Raw genomic sequence first — 16,470 nt, forward strand, 5'->3', positions numbered from 1 at the left:
TTGCTTTTTTGTTTTTCACTTCTGGAGTCAAAACCGTGACTGATCTGCTGAAATCCTCCCTGACACGCCGTACCGTCCTGCAGGCTGCCGCAGTGGGTGCCGTGGGCATCAACCCGGCCCTGCGTGCTGCCGTCTACGCCCAGGGCTCGGACGCCCCTGAAAAGAAGGAAGTGAAGATTGGCTTCATCCCGCTGACCGACTGCGCCTCGGTGGTCATGGCCTCGGTGCTCGGCATTGACCAGAAATACGGCGTAAAAATCATTCCCACCAAGGAAGCCAGCTGGGCCGGCGTGCGTGACAAGCTGGTCAACGGCGAGCTCGACTTCGCCCACGTGCTCTACGGCCTGATTTACGGCGTGCACATGGGCACCGCCGGCCCCAAGAAAGACATGGCCGTGCTGATGACCCTCAACAACAACGGCCAGGCGATCACGCTGTCCAAGAAACTGGCCGACAAGGGTGCCGTCGACGGCGCGGGTCTGGCCAAGCTGATGGCCAGCGAAAAACGCGAGTACACCTTCGCCCAGACCTTTCCGACCGGCACGCACGCCATGTGGCTGTATTACTGGCTCGCCGCCAACGGCATCAACCCGATGAAGGATGCCAAGGTCATCACCGTGCCGCCGCCGCAAATGGTGGCCAACATGCGCGTGGGCAACATGGACGGCTACTGCGTCGGCGAGCCCTGGGGGCACCGCGCCATCATTGACGGCATTGGCGTCACGGCTGTCACCACCCAGGACATCTGGAAAGACCACCCGGAAAAAGTGCTGGGCACCACCGGCGATTTCGTCAAGAAATACCCCAACACGGCACGCGCCGTCACCGCCGCCATCATCGAAGCCGGCAAGTGGATCGATGCCGGCCTGCAGAACAAGAACAAGATGGCCGAGACCGTGGCCGACAAGGCCTATGTCAACACCAGCGTGGACGCCATCAACCAGCGCATTTTGGGCCGCTACCAGAACGGCATGGGCAAGACCTGGGATGACCCGAACTACATGAAATTCTTCAACGACGGCGCGGTCACCTTCCCTTACCTCTCCGACGGCATGTGGTTCCTCACGCAACACAAGCGCTGGGGCCTGATCAAGGACCACCCCGACTACCTCGGCATTGCCAAACAGATCAACCAGATCGACATCTACAAGCAGGCCGCCACGGCGGCCAAAGTCAGCGTTCCGAAAGACGCGATGCGCACCAGCAAGTTGATCGACGGCACGGTATGGGACGGCAAGGATCCGAAAAAGTACGCCGATGGCTTCAAGGTCCACGCCTGAAATAGCCGCTGAGCATTCATCAATCTCCCACCAAAGGACGTGACACCATGGTCAGTGCCGTATTCCACAATCCGCTGGACGCCGCAGCGCCAGCCGCTCGAAGCAGCGAACGAAGCGCTGCACATCCGATAGCTGCCACCGCGCACAAACCCGGGGCGCCAGCCCACCATGACATGAAGAATCCAGCCCCGTCCGTCATCACGGCCCCAGCAGCCCCCGCCACAGCCCGGCAGCCATGGGACTCGTCATTTCTCTGGCTCGCCATCCTGCCACCCCTGCTGGGCATGGGCCTGCTGGTGTTGGTGTGGGAGCTGGTCTCCGTGGGCACTGGCGCCAGCATTCCCTCGCCCAGGGACACCTTCACGCAGGCGGTGCAGGTGTTCAGCGACCCCTTCTACAACAAGGGGCCGAATGACCAGGGCGTGGGCTGGAACGTGCTGTCATCGCTCAAGCGCGTGGCCATGGGCTTCGGCATGGCGGCCATCGTCGGCATTCCGGTCGGTTTCATGATCGGCCGCTTCGACTTTTTGAGCCGCATGTTCAACCCGCTGATCAGCCTGCTGCGCCCGGTATCGCCGCTGGCCTGGCTGCCGATCGGCCTGCTGGTGTTCAAGGGCGCCAACCCGGCCGCCATCTGGACCATCTTCATCTGCTCGATCTGGCCCATGATCATCAACACCGCCGTAGGCGTGCAGCGCGTGCCGCAGGACTACATGAACGTGGCGCGGGTGCTCAACCTGTCCGAATGGAAGATCGTCAGCAAGATCCTCTTCCCCGCCGTGCTGCCCTACATGCTGACCGGTGTGCGCCTGGCCGTGGGCACCGCCTGGCTGGTCATCGTGGCAGCAGAAATGCTGACCGGCGGCGTCGGCATCGGCTTCTGGGTCTGGGACGAGTGGAACAACCTGAATGTCAAGAACATCATCATCGCGATTTTTGTGATCGGCATTGTGGGGCTGGTGCTGGAGTTTGCGCTGATCAAGCTCGCCACCGCCTTCACCTTCGAAGAAGTGAAGAACTGAAGAACTGAAGAACTGAAGAACTGAAGAACTGAAGAACTGAAGAACTGAAACCTGAGACCCCCAACAACCGAGGATGACGACCATGAGCACATCTTTCACCACCAAGTACATCGAAATCCAGGGTGTCGAGCAGACCTTCAAGACCAAGAAGGGCCCGTTCCGCGCGCTGCAAAACATCAACCTCACGGTCGCCCGCGGTGAATTCGTCGCGTTGATTGGCCATTCGGGATGCGGCAAGTCCACCTTGCTCAACCTGATTGCCGGCCTGACCACCCCCACCCAGGGCAGCCTGCTGTGCGCCAACCGCGAAATTTCGGGGCCCGGTCCCGAGCGCGCCGTGGTGTTCCAGAACCATTCCCTGCTGCCCTGGCTCACCTGCTTTGAGAACGTCTACCTCGCCGTGGAACGCGTCTTTGCAGAAACCGAAAGCAAGGCGCAGCTCAAGGCCCGCACCGATGCGGCCCTGGCCATGGTGGGTTTGACCCCGGCCGCACAAAAGCGCCCCGGCGAAATCTCCGGCGGCATGAAGCAGCGTGTGGGCATTGCCCGCGCGCTGTCGATGGAACCCAAGGTTCTGCTGCTCGACGAGCCCTTCGGCGCCCTCGACGCGCTGACCCGCGCCAAGTTGCAGGACGAGCTGCTGGAGATCGTGGCCCGCACCCAAAGCACGGTGGTCATGGTGACGCACGACGTGGATGAAGCCGTGCTGCTCTCCGACCGCATCGTGATGATGACCAATGGCCCATCCGCCACCATTGGTGAAGTCCTGAGTGTCGAGCTGCCCAGGCCGCGCAACCGCGTGGCGCTGGCTGAAAGCGCGCAGTACCTGCAGTACCGCAAGGCCGTGATTGATTTTCTTTACACGCGCCAGGCTCATGTAGAGAAAGCTGCCTGAACAATGAGCTGAGTCGCTCCGCAAATTCCCGCCAAGAAGGATTTCCAATGTCTGCCGTATTACCTGCCCCAGGATCCAGGAAGGCCGCTGCCCTGCAGAGCCGGTCGCTCAGCACACAGCGAACGCGCTCCCGCGGCCTTGCTTCATTGGGGAAATACCGGGAAATCATCATTGCGGTGGCCCTATTTCTGCTGTTCGACCTGGGTGTTCTGGTCCTGAACTTCTACACCTCGTTCAAGATTGACCAGGACACCGTCGCCATCAACCTGTCAGGCCGCCAGCGTTATGTCTCGCAGCGCGTCGCACGGACCTTGCTGGAGCTTGACGCCATGCGCGTCGCGGGCATTGCCTACAAACCCGAGACGCTGAGCGAGCTGCGCGCCGGCACCAAGATCTTCCAGATCTCGCAGACCGCTTTTCGGGACGGCGGGACGGTTCCCGGCGGCGACGGCAAACCGGTCTACCTGGAACCCGTGGTGTCCAGCCGCGGGCGCGAGCTGGAAAGCAAGGTGGATGCGCTGTGGAAACCCTATTACGACCTGCTGCAACCTCTGCTCGCCAGCGACAATTTCACACCGCAAGAACTGGCCGCAGCGCTCGCCTACAGCCAGGCCAACAACATCAAGCTGCTGGGCATTGCCAATGACTTCGTCACTGAAACCCAGCAGATAGGCGGATCGCGCGCCAGCATTCTGCGCATGGTGCAAACCGGCGGCATCATCCTGGCCCTGCTCAACTTCGCCTTCATCCTGTTCAAGTTCCTGCGCCGCCTCAATACCTCGGACGCCGCCATCGAGGCCGCCAATGAGGAGAATCGCGAGATTCTTGTCAGCGTGCGCGAAGGCCTGTTCCTGCTCACGCCCGACAACCGCCTGGGCTCACAACTCTCCCGGTCGGCCCATGAATTGTTCGGCAGGTCACTGGTGCCTGGCCAGAACTTTTTTGAACTGCTGTCCACCCTGGTTTCAGAGAAGGCGCTCAACGACGCGCGGGACTATGTCCAGCTCCTGTTCTCGCCGCACGTCAAGGAACAGCTGGTCCAGGGCATCAACCCGCTGGCCGAGGTGGAACTCACGGTAAGGAACCGGCTGGGCCAGGACACCACCCGCTACCTGTCCTTTCACTTCAACCGGGTGCAGGAAGATGACACCGTTCACCACCTGCTGGTGACCGTACAGGACATCTCGGAGAAAGTGGAACTGCAGGCCCGGCTGGCCAGCGAGCGTCAGCGCTCGCAAAAAGAGCTGTCCATGATGCTCAAGGCCTTTGAAACCGATCCGGCCATGATGCGGGCGTTTGTCGAGCGGGCCGAAGCTTCGCTGCTGGAGGTGAACGACCTCTTGCGAAGCACCTCGTCCGCCGCTTCCGAAATACAGGTGCTCAAGGCCGTGGACGGTGCATACCGCCGCGTCCACGCCATCAAGGGCGATGCGGCATCCCTGGGCCTGGAGATTCTGGCCACGCTGGCCCACCAGTTCGAAAACGAACTGCAAAAACTCAAGGACAGCGGCGCCCCGACCGGCGACGCGCTGCTGGCCCTGCCCTTGCCGCTGGAGGACCTGCTGAACAAGGTCGCCTCGTTCAAGGCACTGGGCCGGAGAAAAACAGGCGGCGAGACCCGGTCGACGGAGGGCTCGACGCATGCCCTGAACGCTGCGCTGACGAAACTGGCCACCGATGTAGGCAACGACTGCGGCAAACGCATCAATGCCACCGTGCGCATGAGCAGTGCCCTGGACATGGCGGCCGACAAAGTCGACCTGGTGCGCGAAATCGCCATCCAGCTGGTGCGCAATGCCGTGGTGCACGGCGTCGAGGCACCCTCTACCCGGCTCGCGTCACAAAAGCCCGCTGAAGGGCAAATTGCGGTCAACCTCACCCGCGATGAAAGCAGCCAGTGGCTGCTCAGTGTTCGCGACGACGGCGCCGGCCTCAATGCAGCCCAGGTGCGCCAACGCCTGCTGGAGTTGAACTGGTACACCGCAGAGCAGTTGCAGGGTTTCAGCGACAAGCAGGTCATCGCGCACATCTTCAAGCCCGGGTTCTCCACCGCCCTGGCCACGTCCCGGCATGCCGGGCGCGGCGTGGGCCTGGACCTGGTGCAGGCGAATGTGCAGAGCCTGGGCGCACGTTTGCTGCTGTCGAGCACGCCGGGCCAGCACACCGAATTCAAGATCAGTTTTGCGGGCTAAAAATATGGCCCCCACGCTTTTCACTTCGTGTAATGCGCTGCCCCCCGAGGGGGCCGCTGCGCCTGCGGTCTGGCAAAGCCAGTCCCGCGGCCCCTGCTGGAGGGAAGAGCCCCCACGGTCGCTCACTGCGTGTAGCTCCCGAGGCCTTGCGGGCCGCGGCTCGCGAGACGCTTCGCCTCAGGGGAAACGTTTGCATTTCAAGAAAAAACACAAAAAGGAGCCGCACCATGCGATTGTTGATCGTTGATGATTCCAACATGATCCGGACCCGCATCTCGCGGGTGGTCCAGAATGGCGGCCTCAAGGGCGTCGTGCTGGCGGGCCTTGCCAAAAACGGCGTGGAGGCTGTGCGCATTGCCAAGGCCACGCACCCCGAGGTAGTCACCATGGACCTGACCATGCCCGAAATGGACGGCATCGAATGCATTCAGGCGCTGCTGAGATTTGATCCGAAGATCAACATTTTGGTGGTCAGTGCCCTGAGCGACAAATCAACCGCGATCCAGGCGCTCAAGCTGGGTGCGCGCGGCTTTGTTGCCAAACCTTTTACCGACGAAGAGCTGCAAATGGCATTGCTCGACGTTGCCGATGCCCGCTAAGGAGAGCTTTGTGGCCACGCTCAACGAAACCGACCTCAAACTGTTCATTGACTCCATCCGGCATTACCTGAAGGTCACCACCCGGCAAGAGCCCCAGATCACCTCGGCCTTTCTCGGGACGGGCGATGTTGAAGGCTTTGAATTCAACGGCCTCGTCACTTTTTCAGGCAGCCACAACGGCCATGTCATCGTCTCGATGCCGGCCAAACTGGTGCGCGAGATCTTGCTGCTGCAGCACGAGACCGACCTGAGCGACAGCAACCTGCTGGACGCTGTCGGCGAAATCGCCAACACCCTGGCCGGCAATGCCCGCAAGGCCCTGGGACCGGAACTTCAGATCTCGGTTCCCATCAAGCTGCAGGGCGTGCAAGGCATCAAGGCGAGGGTGCGCAAGCATCCGTATGTGATCACCCTGCGCTGGAGCCACTACGAGGCCCTGGTGTGCGTGGACATGGAGCGCAGGCACTGATCGGACGACACAGATAGCAGGAGCGGACAGCAGACAGACCGCCAAAACAGCGCCTGGACAAACAAACCGCCCTGCTACGGCATGGGCGCGCACGGTATTTGTGCGCCGCACCAAAATACCCCGGTTTTTCGGCCAGAATTGCGCCGCAACAGTGCACTTTCCATGCCCCAAGGTGGCATGATTTTCGCACTCATTCTGTGAATCAATCATCTTCATAGAAGGTTTGCACCATGCTGGGGTTTCGTAATTTTCTCAAGGCTGGCCACGGGCCAACGCTGGGCGCAGCGTTTTTCTACTTCGCGTTTTCGTGCTGCATCTGGGTCATGAACGGCGCCATGGCGCCCTTCATTTCAGAAACCTACGGCCTGTCGCCCACGCAAAAAGGCGTGATGCTGTCGATTCCTATTTTTGCCGGGGCCCTGATGCGCTTTCCGCTCGGCGTGCTGGCCCAGTACATCGGCCGAAAAAACGCCACGCTGGTCGAGATGGGCATGATCATGGTCGCGCTGCTGTTCGGCTATTTTTTGGTCGACTCCTATAACAGCCTGCTGGCCATGGGTGTGCTGCTCGGCATTGCCGGCGCCAGTTTTGGCGTGGCGCTCAGCCTGGGTTCTGGCTCTTTCCCGGCCCGCTACAAAGGCCTGGCCATGGGTCTGGTCGGTGCGGGCAACGTGGGCACGGCCGTCTCGGTGCTGGTAGCGCCCGCGCTGGCCCAGCGTTTCGGCTGGCAGTCGGTCTATGGCATTGCCGCGCTGGCCATGCTGCTGCCGATGGCCGCCATGATTTTGTTTGCTAAGGAGCCAGACGACGTTGACAGCCACGCCAGCCTGCGCGAACACGTGGCGTGCCTGTTCGAAAAAGACGGCTGGGCCTTCAGCCTGCTCTACGCCGTGACTTTCGGCGGCTTCATCGGCCTGGCGACCTTTCTGCCGTCCTACTACTACGACCAGTTCGGCGTGAGCAAGGTGCAGGCCGGCCAGTTGTCCATGCTCGCGGCCTTCATGGGCGCGGCGCTGCGCATTTTTGGCGGCTGGATTTCGGACCGCTGGGGTGGCGTTAATACCCTGAGTGTGGTGATGCTGACGATTGCCGTCACGCTGATTGCCTGCGGCCTGGCCACCTCCTCCCTGGTTGCCACCACACTGCTGCTGATGCTGTGCTTTGCGGCACTCGGCGCCGGCAACGGCGCGCTGTTCCAGCTGGTGCCGTTGCGCTGGCCGCTGGCTACTGCAGTCGCAGGGTCCATGATTGGCGAAATCGGCGCACTGGGCGGCGGCCTTGTTCCCAATGCCATGGGCCTGTCCAAACAATACACCACGACCTACATGTGGGGCTTCATATTTTTTGCCGTGCTGTCGCTGATCATGCTGGCGATGCTCCGCGTCATGCAGATCCGCTGGACCCGCACCTGGGCGGAAAAGGGTGGCCGCGCGCGAAGCGCGTGAGAGCGAAGCGATAAAAGGTGCCCAGCACCTTTTGCCATCCTTTCTGCGAGGCTAAAAGGGAGGTCGTGCGCGCGTCGTTCCGGCGTGACCCCGCTTTCGTCACAGGCAGTGTGGTGTTGCATGCTTGACGGCACCAATAAAACCGATGGATTTTTGTTCAGGGCAAGGCGCAAACCACAGCAATAGCCCCGCTATTGCGCGGATTTGCAACGCCGCCATGGACGAAAAGACGCGGTTTTAGGTGCCGGATAGCGTGCAACACCACACTAGATTCGCGACGCGGAGGGAAACCCGCGCAGCAAGTAGCCGAAGACAAAAAGGCGGTAGAGCGCGTAGCGCCTGAGCCGGGCACAAAACCTCTTGCTCTCTTGCGTGACTAGTACTTCGACACAGAGGTATCGGAACACAATGAAAGCGATGGATTCGGGCCCAGGCCTAGGCGCAAACCGCAGACATAGCCCTAGCTATGGCGAGGATTTGCAACGACGGCATGGGTTCGAAGGCGCGCTTTCATGTTTCGATATTTCAGGGTCGGAGTACTAGGTGCTACCGCGCACCACCAGTTCGTAGCCTACATTCACGCAGGGTTCCGCCACCGGATCACCATGCATGAGGGCCAGCAGCATGCCGGCAGCCGCCGTGCCGATTTCAGCGCGCGGCGTGCGAACCGTGGTGAGGGTCGGCAGCATCTGGTCGCTTCCGGTCAAGTCGTTGAACCCGGCAATAGCGACCCGCCCCGGCACTTCAATGCCCAGGCGCAAGGCGGCCAGCAAAGCGCCTTGCGCCAGGTCGTCATTGCAGAAGAACACCGCGTCCACCGCAGGCTGCTGCCCCATGATTTGCTCAAACATTTGCGCACCGAGTGCGAGTGAAGAAGGCGCCGGATTCAGCCATTCAAGCTGCGGCGCATAAAGACCTGCTGAGCCAAGCTCACGGCGCCAGCCCTCCAAGCGCTGCAGCGTCCGCGGGTCCAGCTGCGCGCCGGCAAACGCGATCCGCCGGCGACCTCTTTGCAGCAAATGGCGCGTCATCTCGGCACCGGCATCGGCCTGCGAGAAGCCGACGCAGTACAGGCCCGGCACACCGGCCGCGTCCATCAGGTGAACACAGGGAACGCCGCTCTGCAGGATCAGGGCGCGGGTGGCGTCGTTGCGCTCGAGTCCGGTCACCATGAGCCCGGCCGGGCGGTGCAGCAACTGCTCGCGCAACAAATGCTCTTCCTCGCTCGCATCGTAGTGCGTGATGCCAATCAGGGTCTGGAAGCCGGCGGGACGCAAGGTCCGCTGGACCGCTTCGAGCAGGTCGACGAACAGGGCGTTGGACAGCATCGGTATCAGCACCGCCACATGGGAGCTGTGGCGCGACGCCAGCGCCCGCGCCGCCGGGTCCGGCACATAGCCCAGCTTGCTGGCCGACGCCTGGACACGGGCCACCAGCTCGGGGTCGACCGCTCGCTCGCCCCGCAGGGCACGCGAAACCGTGATGGGACTCACGCCGGCTGCTTGCGCCACATCGGCGAGCGTCACGCGGCCAGTCGCACGGGGTCGTGCTGGGTGTGAGTTCATGGTTTAGGGTAACTACTGAGTTGGCAAATGATCATATTCGCATAGGATAGCGCTATCCAAACGTAAGCGAGCCATGGGAATTCCCTAACTGGAAGTGAAATTCTTCTGGGGGAGAAGTCCAAAATCGGCCGCTATTTTTTTAAACCCATTGGGATAGCGCTATCCAATTTTCAAAATGAGTGATTCCATCGTCATCATGGGTGTGGCCGGTTGCGGCAAGTCCAGCCTGGGACGGGCGGTTGCCCAACTCACCGGCCTGCAGCTGATTGAGGGAGATGACCACCACAGCTCCGAGAGCCTGGCCAAAATGAGCCAGGGCATCGCACTGACCGACGCGGACCGCGATGGCTGGCTGGGCAGGCTCAGTGCCGAGTTGCGGGCACATCCCGGCGGGCTGGTCCTCACCTGCTCGGCGCTCAAGCGCAGCTACCGCGAACGGCTGCGCCAAGCCGCCCCCGGGCTGCGGTTTGTTTACCTTGAGATCAGCCGTGCGCAGTCCCAGGCCCGCGTGCAAGCCCGCGCCGCGACGCATTTCTTTTCCACCAGCCTGGTCGACAGCCAGTTTGCCGCACTGGAGCCGCCCACCGGCGAGGTCGGCGTGCTGTCCGTCGATGCATTGGCCCCCATTTCACAACTGCAAGCCGAAGTCACCGCGTGGCTGGGCACCAAGGAGCAAGCATGAATCAGGAAGAACCGTCCGGCGTTTTCCGGCGGCTGAGCAACACCGCCATGGCCATTTGCCTGGGCGTGATGGCGGTTGCCGTCTTTGTCAACGTCGTTCTGCGCTATGGCTTCGGCAGCGGCGTCGCAGCCAGCGAAGAGCTTTCCCGCCTGCTGTTCGTCTGGATGGTTTTCATTGGCGCCACGGCCGCTTACCCGGCCGGCGAACACATGGCATTCACGTCGCTGGTCGGGGCCCTGCGCAACCGGCCCCGCCTGATGACAGGCATGACGCTGCTGATCCGGCTGCTGGTGCTGCTGGGCAGCGCCTTGCTGGCCTGGGGCGCGTGGCAACAGGTGGTTGTCGGCATGGACAGCCGTTCCGTGGTGCTGGGCTACCCGACGGCGCTGTTGCCCCTGCCGGCCTTTTTGTGCGCGACAGCCATCGGGCTGATGGCGTTCGTCGAACTGATTAAACGCACACCGCTGGACCTCGGTCACGGTGTGGAAGTGGAGTAAGCAGCATGAGCAACGAAGGCCTGGCATTCATTATTTTTTCCGCGGGCATGCTGCTGCTGATGGGCATCGGCATGAACATGGCCCTGGCGCTGGTGCTGACAGGCGCCGGCATGGCCTGGGTGCTCGGATTCTGGGACACGCAGCTGCTGGCGCAAAACCTGGTGGCCGGCGTGGACAGCTTTCCGCTGCTGGCGGTTCCGTTTTTCATCCTGGCCGGCGAGCTGATGAACTCGGGCGGCATCAGCCGCCGCATCATCGCCATGGCCCAGGCCTGGGTGGGCCACATCCGCGGCGGCCTCGGCTTTGTCGCCATTGGCGCTGCCGTGCTGATGGCCAGCATGAGCGGGTCGGCGCTGGCCGACACGGCCGCGCTGGCCACCATCCTGCTGCCCATGATGCGCCAGCAGGGCTACCCGATGCACACCTCCGCGGGCCTGCTTGCTTCGGGCGGCATCATCGCGCCCATCATCCCGCCGTCCATGCCCTTCGTGATTTACGGCGTTACCACCAACACGTCGATATCGGCGCTGTTTATCTCCGGCATCGTGCCGGGGCTGATCATGGGTGCGGGCCTCATCGTGGCCTGGAAGCTGGTGCTGCGCAAGATCGAGCTGCCTTCCGGTGAGCCCCTGTCCATGGCAGAGCGCCTGCGCGCCACCGCCAAGGCTTTCTGGGCCTTGCTGATGCCCCTCATCATCATCGGCGGCATGAAGTCGGGCATCTTCACGCCGACAGAAGCTGCCGTGGTGGCTGCTTTCTACGCGCTGGTGGTGGCCCTGTTTGTGCACCGCGAAATGAAACTCACCGAAGTGCATGGTGTGCTGGTTCGGGCGGCCAAGACCACCGCCATCGTGATGTTTCTGTGCGCCGGTGCGCAGGTCGCCAGCTACATGATCACGCTGGCCGACCTGCCCAGCGTGCTGGTGTCCTGGCTGGGCCCGCTGGTGCAGAGCCCCCGCTTGCTGATGGCCGTCATGATGGTCACGCTGGTCATCATCGGCACGGCGCTGGACCTGACGCCGACCATCCTGATCTTTGCGCCGGTCATGCTGCCGATCGCGGTCAAGGCCGGCATCGACCCGGTGTACTTCGGGCTGATGTTCATCCTCAACGGCGCCATCGGCCTGATCACGCCGCCGGTCGGCACCGTGCTCAACGTCGTGGCGGGCGTCGGCCGGCTGTCGATGCACCAGGTCATCAAGGGGGTCAACCCCTTCCTCGTCACCTACCTGCTGATCCTTTCCGTGTTCGTCATGTTCCCGCAGATCGTCACCGCACCCGTTGCGTGGATGCGCTGACCGCTTTCTCTGACCTCTTTCATTTTCACTTCCAAACCAAGGAGACTTCCGTGATTCATTTCCGCCGTACCCTGATGGCCCTTACCGCCGCAGCCGCGCTGACCGCGTCGTTTGCCGCCCTGTCGCAAGACATCAAACCCCGCCTGATCCGCTTCGGCTATGGCCTGAACGAGCAGAGCAACCAGGGCCGCGCCGCCAAGGTCTTTGCCGACCAGGTCGAAAAGGCCTCCGGCGGCAAGATGAAGGTGCGGGCCATCGGCGCGGCAGCGCTGGGCCCCGATACGCAGATGCAGCAAGCCCTGATTGGCGGCGCGCAGGAGATGATGGTGGGATCCACCGCCACGCTGGTGGGCATTACCAAGGAGATGGCGCTGTGGGACACGCCCTTCCTCTTCAGCAACGCGCGCGAGGCGGACCAGCTGCTGGACGGCCCGATTGGCGAGAAAGTCAAGGCCAAGCTGCAGGACAAGGGACTGGTCGGCCTGGTGTACTGGGAAAACGGATTTCGCAACCTGACCAACAGCAAGCGCCCGGTCAACAAGATGGAAGACCTCGATGGCATCAAGCTGCGGGTGATGCAGAACAACGTCTTTCTCACCAGCTTCAAGACGCTGGGCGCCAACGCCGTTCCCATGGCCTTCTCGGAGCTGTTCAGCGCACTGGAGACCAACACGGTGGATGGCCAGGAAAATCCTTACAACACCATCCTGTCGAGCAAGTTTTATGAGGTGCAGAAATACCTGACCGTGACCAATCACGTGTACAGCCCGTGGATAGTTCTGGTCAGCAAGAAATGGTGGGATCAGCTCTCGAAAGACGAGCAGAAGGTGCTGATGGACGCGGCCAAGGCCAGCCGCGACTTCGAGCGCAAGGACACCCGCCAGGAAGCCGCGCAAGCCGTGGCCGAACTCAAGGCCAAGGGCATGAAGGTCAACGAACTGTCCGACGGCGAAGCTTCGCGCATGCGCAACAAGCTGACCAAGGTCTACGCCCTGATCGGTGCGGATGTCGGCATGGAGACCTGGATCGAAACGCAGAACGAATTGATGAAAATCCGCAGCAAGAAGTAAGCGCCTGCATACCAGGGCCACGCTGAAGCTGAAGCAGGGTGGGAGGTGGAAAGCCGGATGGCCGGAAACTCCCCTACCCTCTGCCCTGTCCTTTTTCCGTGCTCACTTGCCGGGCTGTGGCGCCATGCAGCGCGCCACGCGGCCCGCCATGATTATTTCGGCAGGAACAGCAGCCAGTAAATCAGCAGCAGGTTCACCACCACACTGATCACCAGGCCGACCTTCAGCAGCGCAGCGGGATCCCGCTGGATCAGGCGGGATGCGGGCGGCGCCGTCAATGGCCGCGAGGCGCCCCGTTCCAGCGCCAGCAGCAGCTCCTCGGCCGTCTCGAAGCGTTGGCGCTTGTCGCGCGCCACGGCCTTCAACACCACATGGTCCAGCCAGATCGGTACCTCGGGGTTGTGGCGGCTTGGCGGAATCGGGTCGTGGTAGTAGCGCCCCGCCTGATAGGGCAGCACCTCGCCATACGGGAGCTTGCCGGTCAGCAGCTGGTACAGCGTCACGCCGAGCGCGAACAGGTCGCTTTGCGCATCAGGCAACTCTGCGGCCAGGTCGCTGCTGGCCCCGCCGGTCTTGACACCAAAACCCCACTGCTCGGGATTGATGTAGCTGGGCGTTCCGGCATGCAGCTGGCGCATGGCCTCGGGCTCGCGGCCCGTCAGGGCAACCCCCAGATCGAGCACGCGAAGAATTCCGTCCTCACCCTGGTGCAGGTTGGCGGGCTTGATGTCGCGGTGGATCACACTCTGGCGGTGCAGGCGGCCGAGGGCTTTCGCAGCCTGGGTGGCCACCGTCAGGACCTGCGGCAGGTTGAAGGCATGCTTGCGGTCGAGTTGCTGCTGAAGCGTTTCACCGGCATGCCAGTCGTAGAGCAGATAAAAGGCACTGGCTGCCTCGACGCCCGGCGGATGGTCATGCAGGTTGACAAGATGGTCGGCCGCGCGAGACGACTGCATGCGCTTGGCCAGCCAGGCTTCGTGGGCCAGCATGGCGCGCTCCTCGGGATCCTGCGCCCGTGCGGGGTGCAGCGTCTTGATGGCATAGAGTTTCTGGCTCGCGACATCCCGTACCTGGTAGAGCAGGTTGACGCCATTGTCTGCAACGAGGGCCGTCACGGACAGGCCATCCAGCACACTGCCTACCTTGAGCCGCCGCGGCACCGGCAAGGCCAGCGCCTGGCGGTTTTCATCCTGCAGGTTCGCATCGAGCAAGCCCAGCACGCGCACCACCAGGGCGGTGACGTTATCCGTCGTGCCTGCGGCCATCGCGGCATCAACCAGCTGCTGGCTGAGGGTTTTCGCGTCAACCCCGGTGTCTCCGGCATGCCCGGGAATGCTGGCGGGCAAAACCAGGGCATCGAGCCGCTTGCCCGACAGTACGTTGTGCACCCCATCAGACAGCAGCACGAAAATATCGCCCACCTGCAGGTCACCCTGGGAGTAGTCCACCACCAGGCGGTCTTCCGCACCCACACAACGCAGCAGCTGGTGCCGGAAGTCCGGGTGATCGACCACATGGTCGCTGGTCAGCTGCACCAGGTGCCCGGCACGCAGCAGGTAAGCGCGGGTGTCGCCGACATGGGCCAGCGAATACGACTGCCCCCGCAACACCACGGCCGTCAGGGTGGTCAGTCCGATCGCCGGATGCCTGCGCCGGTTCAGGCCCGCCAGCCAGGCGTTTTGCGCGCCAATGATCCGGTCCAGCGCCACCGTGGTGTCCCAGGTTTCAGGCGTGCCGTAGTAATCGCGTACCAGGCTGGTGACGGTGGTTTGCGCCGCCTCTTTGCCCATGCCGCCGGTGCTCACGCCGTCGGCAATCGCCACAATGGAACCCATTCCCTCCCGGCCGGGCTCCGGCAGCATGGCTGCGCAGAAATCCTCGTTGCTGTCTTTGCGGCCCGCAAGCGTTGCGAAGCCAATGTCCAGGTCAAATGCCATGCACCAACATAAGCAAGTCCCATGCCCGAATTTGGTGCACTGCAATATAAAACACGCCCGTTACCCCACCAGCATCTGCATGCTGCGCTCGTAATGCACCGACAGCTTCTCGAATGCATCCAGCAATTCCTCGCTGGCCACGGCCAGGCGCTCCAGGCGCGCCAGCAGTTCCGGGGCACCCTGCCCGACGGGTGCGGCGCCAGTCAGCATCTGCTCCCAGCACGCGGCGGCAGCGTCCAGCGAGGTGCGGATGTCCCCGCTGGTGAGGGGGATTTCGTTCAGGTATTTCAGCGCCTGCTCGAAGGCCACCCGGGACTCGGCCATGCCCTCGATGTAGCGCGACGTGGCGGCCCTGCCCCCCATCGCCTCGAGCAGGGCATATTTTGCGAAACGCTGGCTGAGCATGCGCTGGCGGCCTGCCAGGTTGAGGACCTGCAGCGGGGGCATGGCACCCGCATTTTCCAGGCTGCTGGTCAGCCGCTCGGCTTCCTGCAGCAGCTGCTCGGCGAGTTCGTCGAGCGGGCCCATGTGGCGAGCCTGCGGTTCGTCCTGCAATGCCTGCTTGAGCTGGCCCCACGTCTGGACGACCTGCCCCAATAAGTCCCCAAAGGTGGGCTGGGACAGGCTTTTGCCGAGGGCCGCAATATTTGCGTCAATGCGCAGAACGGACTCCTTCAGGTGCTCTTTGGCCTGCGCGACCTGCACCCCAGCCAATTGCTGCAAGGCCAGCTTGACCAGCCGCTGCGACAGCATGCGCAACTGTCCGGAACGGTTGACGTCTTCCGCAAAGCGGGCCGAATGGATGATCTGCTGCGACACCTGGCCCAGGCGCTGGTTGGTGTGCATGGAGGCGGTGCGCAGCATCTGGAACGCGTCGTCGTCCGACACCTGGCGCGCGCGCATCAGGATGCCCTTGGCACGGTCCACCACCTTACGCTCTTCCAGGCGGCGTGACACCTCAAACATCTCCGCCCGCAAGGCCTGCTCGCGGCTGAAGCGGGCCTGGGCCAGATGAATGAGCGAGCGCAGGCGCTGCTGGCCATAGCCATTGATGACATAGGCATGAACACCCGCAGCCAAGGCCCGCGTGAGCTTTTCGGCGTCGCCGTCACTGGTGAACACGATGACGGGACGCGGCGAGGTCTCCCCAATGACCTGCAGTGCCCTGAACAGCTCCTCATCCGGCATCGAGTCATGGCAAATCACCAGGTCTGGTGCGTGCCGCAGCACCTCCTGCACCAGTTTGCTGCGCTCCTCGATGCAGCCGAGAACCTGGATTCCGGCCGCCTCGAGGTCGGACGCCAGCGGATGCACGCCCGGCGGGCCGTTCAGATGTACCAATGCGGAAGTCATACGGAAGTCATAAAAATCAATGGGTTAAGAGGGAGTATGAGAGAAAAACGGCCTGTGCGACACCCCGCCGCGCGCCCTGAAGCCGCCCCCGCCGATGCCATGCAGCTTTCGGGCCGGGAATCTGGCACAGATTTTGCACTAACAATCGCGGGCGTAACGGAGCGCC

Annotated in this window: 14 protein-coding genes; 11 read left to right on the forward strand and 3 right to left on the reverse strand. The window is 62.6% G+C overall.

The genetic code is table 11. From position 1 onward, the window contains the following. Positions 1 to 35: 35 nt before the first annotated feature. The 7 genes from AC1DS5_RS12350 (at position 36) to AC1DS5_RS12380 (ending at position 7,902) form a co-directional block, all read left to right on the forward strand. Positions 36 to 1,280 (forward strand): CmpA/NrtA family ABC transporter substrate-binding protein, encoded by a 1,245-nt coding sequence (locus AC1DS5_RS12350; protein ID WP_477718553.1) that lies wholly within the window; start codon positions 36 to 38, stop codon positions 1,278 to 1,280. Between the two features lie 47 nt (positions 1,281 to 1,327). Beyond that, complete coding sequence (gene ntrB, locus AC1DS5_RS12355) at positions 1,328 to 2,302, forward strand: nitrate ABC transporter permease (protein ID WP_477718554.1); 975 nt, start codon at positions 1,328 to 1,330, stop codon at positions 2,300 to 2,302. Positions 2,303 to 2,384: 82 nt separating this feature from the next. Then, on the forward strand, positions 2,385 to 3,197 hold the full coding sequence (locus AC1DS5_RS12360) for an ABC transporter ATP-binding protein (RefSeq protein WP_477718555.1): 813 nt from the start codon (positions 2,385 to 2,387) through the stop codon (positions 3,195 to 3,197). A 176-nt stretch (positions 3,198 to 3,373) separates the two neighbouring features. Further along, entirely contained in the window at positions 3,374 to 5,389 is a 2,016-nt protein-coding gene (locus tag AC1DS5_RS12365; protein WP_477718556.1) for an ATP-binding protein, read from the forward strand. Between the two features lie 227 nt (positions 5,390 to 5,616). Next, a complete protein-coding gene (locus AC1DS5_RS12370; protein WP_477718557.1) occupies positions 5,617 to 5,988 on the forward strand; it encodes a response regulator in 372 nt (123 codons plus the stop codon). Between the two features lie 10 nt (positions 5,989 to 5,998). Further along, a complete protein-coding gene (locus AC1DS5_RS12375) occupies positions 5,999 to 6,457 on the forward strand; it encodes a chemotaxis protein CheX (RefSeq protein WP_477718558.1) in 459 nt (152 codons plus the stop codon). A gap of 230 nt (positions 6,458 to 6,687) precedes the next feature. Next, a complete protein-coding gene (locus AC1DS5_RS12380) occupies positions 6,688 to 7,902 on the forward strand; it encodes an MFS transporter (RefSeq protein WP_477718559.1) in 1,215 nt (404 codons plus the stop codon). A 539-nt stretch (positions 7,903 to 8,441) separates the two neighbouring features. Here the strand turns inward: AC1DS5_RS12380 and gntR are convergent. Next, a complete protein-coding gene (gene gntR / locus AC1DS5_RS12385; protein ID WP_477718560.1) occupies positions 8,442 to 9,467 on the reverse strand; it encodes an HTH-type transcriptional regulator GntR in 1,026 nt (341 codons plus the stop codon). Between the two features lie 175 nt (positions 9,468 to 9,642). On the opposite strand from gntR, the gene AC1DS5_RS12390 reads away from it, so the two are divergent. The 4 genes from AC1DS5_RS12390 to AC1DS5_RS12405 all read left to right on the forward strand — a co-directional run bounded on the left by AC1DS5_RS12390 (position 9,643) and on the right by AC1DS5_RS12405 (position 13,014). Beyond that, positions 9,643 to 10,149, forward strand: a complete 507-nt coding sequence (locus tag AC1DS5_RS12390) for a gluconokinase (RefSeq protein WP_477718561.1) — start codon at positions 9,643 to 9,645, stop codon at positions 10,147 to 10,149. Continuing rightward, positions 10,146 to 10,646: a TRAP transporter small permease gene (locus tag AC1DS5_RS12395; protein WP_477718562.1), complete on the forward strand. Its 501-nt coding sequence runs from the start codon at positions 10,146 to 10,148 to the stop codon at positions 10,644 to 10,646. The genes AC1DS5_RS12390 and AC1DS5_RS12395 overlap by 4 nt, the downstream gene beginning before the upstream one ends. Positions 10,647 to 10,651: 5 nt before the next feature. After that, complete coding sequence (locus tag AC1DS5_RS12400) at positions 10,652 to 11,944, forward strand: TRAP transporter large permease (protein WP_477718563.1); 1,293 nt, start codon at positions 10,652 to 10,654, stop codon at positions 11,942 to 11,944. A 74-nt stretch (positions 11,945 to 12,018) separates the two neighbouring features. Beyond that, the gene (locus AC1DS5_RS12405) at positions 12,019 to 13,014 is read left to right on the forward strand and encodes a TRAP transporter substrate-binding protein (protein WP_477718628.1); all 996 of its coding nucleotides are present in this window, start codon (positions 12,019 to 12,021) and stop codon (positions 13,012 to 13,014) included. Between the two features lie 152 nt (positions 13,015 to 13,166). Here the strand turns inward: AC1DS5_RS12405 and AC1DS5_RS12410 are convergent, their stop codons facing one another. Together AC1DS5_RS12410 and AC1DS5_RS12415 are read right to left on the reverse strand one after the other, a co-directional pair. Further along, a complete protein-coding gene (locus AC1DS5_RS12410) occupies positions 13,167 to 14,951 on the reverse strand; it encodes a bifunctional protein-serine/threonine kinase/phosphatase (protein WP_477718564.1) in 1,785 nt (594 codons plus the stop codon). Positions 14,952 to 15,011: 60 nt separating this feature from the next. Beyond that, positions 15,012 to 16,304: a type IV pili methyl-accepting chemotaxis transducer N-terminal domain-containing protein gene (locus AC1DS5_RS12415; protein ID WP_477718565.1), complete on the reverse strand. Its 1,293-nt coding sequence runs from the start codon at positions 16,302 to 16,304 to the stop codon at positions 15,012 to 15,014. Positions 16,305 to 16,470: the final 166 nt, after the last annotated feature.

The sequence above is a fragment of the Polaromonas sp. P4_H1 genome, from assembly GCF_056400945.1.

Bases quoted from the DNA above. Each gene is read 5' to 3' on its own strand.
- AC1DS5_RS12410 (WP_477718564.1), bottom strand. From the start codon at position 14,951: ATGGCATTTGACCTGGACATTGGCTTCGCAACGCTTGCGGGCCGCAAA.
- AC1DS5_RS12405 (WP_477718628.1), top strand. From the start codon at position 12,019: ATGGCCCTTACCGCCGCAGCCGCGCTGACCGCGTCGTTTGCCGCCCTG.
- AC1DS5_RS12395 (WP_477718562.1), top strand. From the start codon at position 10,146: ATGAATCAGGAAGAACCGTCCGGCGTTTTCCGGCGGCTGAGCAACACC.
- AC1DS5_RS12415 (WP_477718565.1), bottom strand. From the start codon at position 16,304: ATGACTTCCGCATTGGTACATCTGAACGGCCCGCCGGGCGTGCATCCG.
- AC1DS5_RS12370 (WP_477718557.1), top strand. From the start codon at position 5,617: ATGCGATTGTTGATCGTTGATGATTCCAACATGATCCGGACCCGCATC.
- AC1DS5_RS12390 (WP_477718561.1), top strand. From the start codon at position 9,643: ATGAGTGATTCCATCGTCATCATGGGTGTGGCCGGTTGCGGCAAGTCC.
- AC1DS5_RS12400 (WP_477718563.1), top strand. From the start codon at position 10,652: ATGAGCAACGAAGGCCTGGCATTCATTATTTTTTCCGCGGGCATGCTG.
- AC1DS5_RS12380 (WP_477718559.1), top strand. From the start codon at position 6,688: ATGCTGGGGTTTCGTAATTTTCTCAAGGCTGGCCACGGGCCAACGCTG.
- gntR (WP_477718560.1), bottom strand. From the start codon at position 9,467: ATGAACTCACACCCAGCACGACCCCGTGCGACTGGCCGCGTGACGCTC.
- ntrB (WP_477718554.1), top strand. From the start codon at position 1,328: ATGGTCAGTGCCGTATTCCACAATCCGCTGGACGCCGCAGCGCCAGCC.
- AC1DS5_RS12360 (WP_477718555.1), top strand. From the start codon at position 2,385: ATGAGCACATCTTTCACCACCAAGTACATCGAAATCCAGGGTGTCGAG.